The sequence below is a fragment of the Nocardioides zeicaulis genome, from assembly GCF_042432345.1.
GTDB lineage: Bacteria > Actinomycetota > Actinomycetes > Propionibacteriales > Nocardioidaceae > Nocardioides > Nocardioides zeicaulis.
The window spans coordinates 855387-857826 of record NZ_JBHLXH010000001.1 but is presented as its reverse complement, the minus strand read 5'-3'; the positions used below and the strand labels follow the sequence as shown (position 1 = coordinate 857826).

Genomic DNA, 2440 nt, shown 5'->3' with positions numbered 1-2440 from the left:
GGTTGGTCGCGGCCCTCAGCCGCGGAGGGAGGTCAGCTCCGAGCGGAGGCCCCCACGACCTCGCGACCCGAGGCCTGCTCGTCGACCGGATGCTCGGCGGTCGGGGCGTCCTCGCGCCAGGGCGTACGACCCCGCGGTGCGTCGTAGACCGTGCGGTCGAGGATGCCCTCGCGCTTCGCGACGATCGTCGGCACCAGGGCCTGGCCCGTGACGTTGACCGCGGTGCGGCCCATGTCGAGGATCGGGTCGATCGCCAGCAGCAGGCCTACTCCCTCGAGCGGCAGCCCGAGCGTGGACAGCGTGAGGGTGAGCATCACGGTCGCGCCGGTGACGCCGGCGGTGGCGGCGGAGCCGATCACGGAGACGAACGCGATCAGCACGTAGTCGGTGATCGAGAGGTCGAGGCCGAAGAACTGCGCGACGAAGATGGCCGAGATCGCCGGGTAGATCGAGGCGCAGCCGTCCATCTTGGTCGTCGCGCCGAGCGGCACGGCGAAGGACGCGTACGCGCGGGGCACGCCGAGGTTGCGCTCGGTCACGCTCTGCGTCAGCGGCATCGTGCCCACCGACGAGCGCGAGACGAAGGCCAGCGAGGTCGCGGGCCACGCACCGGAGAAGAACTGGCGGACCGAGAGGCCGTTGACCCTGAGCAGGACGGGGTAGACCACCAGCAGCACCAGGGCGAGGCCGGCGTAGATCGCGAGGGCGAAGGTGCCCAGCGAGCCGAGGGCGTCCCAGCCATAGCTGGCCACCGCGTTGCCGAGCAGGCCTACGGTCGCGATCGGGGCCAGCAGGATGATCCACCACAGCACCTTCTGCACGACGGCGAGCGCCGAGCGGACGAAGGTCAGGAACGGGTCGGCCGCCTCGCCGACCTTGAGGGTCGCGATGCCGACGGCGATGGCCACCACGAGGATCTGCAGCACGTTGAACGACATGGACACGCTGCCGTCGGGGGAGGCCGAGCCCTCGAGGCCGAGCACGTTGGCCGGCACCAGGCCGGTCAGGAAGTCGAGCCACGAGCCCGTGGTCGACGGCGTCGACGCGGCGTCGGCGGCGACGCTCGTGTGCTCACCCGGCTTGAGGACCAGGCCGAGCACGATGCCGATGCTCACGGCGATGAGCGCGGTCCCGGCGAACCAGACGAGCGTCTTCCACGCCAGGCGGGCGGCTCCGGTCACCTCGCGCAGGTTGGCGATCGAGGCGACGATCGCCAGGAAGACCAGGGGCGGGACGACGGCACGGAGCAGGGTGACGAAGGTGCCCCCGATCGTGCTCAGCGTCTCGGTGAGCCAGTTCGGGTCGACCTCGCCGGTCGTGGCGTCGACGCCGTCGGCGCCCATCGAGCGGGCGACGAGCCCGAGGGCCACGCCGAGCGCGAGGCCGAGCAGGACCTGGACGCCGAAGGACGGGAGGCGCACGCGACGCGGCGTCGTCTCCTCAACTGAAGTAGTCATACTGAAAAGGTAACCTTTCGAGAACGGCACCGTGCAGGCGCGGGGTGCCGGGTGCAGACGGAGGGGTCAGTCGACGGCGCGGCGAGGACGACAGAGCGCGCTCCCGGTGCGCAGCAGGTCCACGGCACGACGCTGGGTCAGCAGGTCGCCGACGGTCGTGGGGACGGGCAGGGGAGGGCGCACGTCTGGCACAACCGGTCGCGCGCAGGGACTGTTCCGTGGTTCAGGTCACAGGTCAGGACGCACCTGACTAGGGTTCGGCCCATGTCTCCTCGCCGTGGCGCCCGTCTGGCCGCCCTCCTCGTCCCCGCCCTCCTCCTGACCCCCGTGGCCGCGCACGCGGCGAGCCTGACGGTCGACGACGCCTCGGGCGATGCCCGGGCGGTCAACATGGGAGCGGTTCTCGGAGCGCTGCTCGGCGGGTCGGCGCCGTCGGCCGACGCCCCGCCGTTCCTCGACGCCCCCGACGAGACGTCCGTCGACGTCGCGCGCACCACCATCGACCACGCGCGCAAGCGCCTCACGCTGACCGTGCAGTTCCGCGACCTGGTGCAGGTGGACGGCCAGGCGGCCGACTTCCGCATCTTCACCCCGCAAGGCCGCTTCGAGCTCACCGTGAACCAGGCAGAGGGGCGCGCCTGGGCCGACCTGTACCCCCTCGGCCCGGGGTCGGGCGCCACCGTCACCGTCGAGGGCAACACCGTCACCATCACGGGGGCGGAGACCAAGCCGTGCCGGACCGTGCGCGCACGCTACGACCTCGCCGCCGACACGCTGGTGACGTCCGTCCCCACCTCCTGCCTCGGGTCGCCCGCGTGGGTCCAGGTCCGCGCCGGCCTGGTGCGCACGGCTGTCACCCCGCAGGCCGACGGCTCGGCCAACGTCGCGGCCTACGTGGACGACGCCTTCCGCTCCGGCATCAGCCTCAGCAGCATGGGTCGCAGCCAGAAGGTGCGTCGCGGCTGAGGCTCCACGCGTGACGA

At 72.0% G+C, this 2440-nt stretch carries 3 protein-coding genes; 1 reads left to right on the top strand and 2 read right to left on the bottom strand.

Features of this window, described 5'->3' with window-relative positions; translation table 11 throughout:
- Positions 1–32: 32 nt before the first annotated feature.
- Together ACFFJG_RS04205 and ACFFJG_RS04200 are read right to left on the bottom strand one after the other, a co-directional pair.
- A complete protein-coding gene (locus ACFFJG_RS04205; RefSeq protein WP_378517349.1) occupies positions 33–1457 on the bottom strand; it encodes a dicarboxylate/amino acid:cation symporter in 1425 nt (474 codons plus the stop codon).
- Between the two features lie 66 nt (positions 1458–1523).
- Complete coding sequence (locus ACFFJG_RS04200) at positions 1524–1640, bottom strand: putative leader peptide (protein ID WP_378517348.1); 117 nt, start codon at positions 1638–1640, stop codon at positions 1524–1526.
- A gap of 81 nt (positions 1641–1721) precedes the next feature.
- On the opposite strand from ACFFJG_RS04200, the gene ACFFJG_RS04195 reads away from it, so the two are divergent.
- On the top strand, positions 1722–2423 hold the full coding sequence (locus tag ACFFJG_RS04195; protein ID WP_378517347.1) for a hypothetical protein: 702 nt from the start codon (positions 1722–1724) through the stop codon (positions 2421–2423).
- The last annotated feature ends 17 nt before the right edge of the window (positions 2424–2440 follow it).

What these genes read in the sequence shown, in the direction of transcription:
- ACFFJG_RS04205 (WP_378517349.1), bottom strand. Translation starts at nt 1,457, where the DNA reads ATGACTACTTCAGTTGAGGAGACGACGCCGCGTCGCGTGCGCCTCCCG.
- ACFFJG_RS04195 (WP_378517347.1), top strand. Translation starts at nt 1,722, where the DNA reads ATGTCTCCTCGCCGTGGCGCCCGTCTGGCCGCCCTCCTCGTCCCCGCC.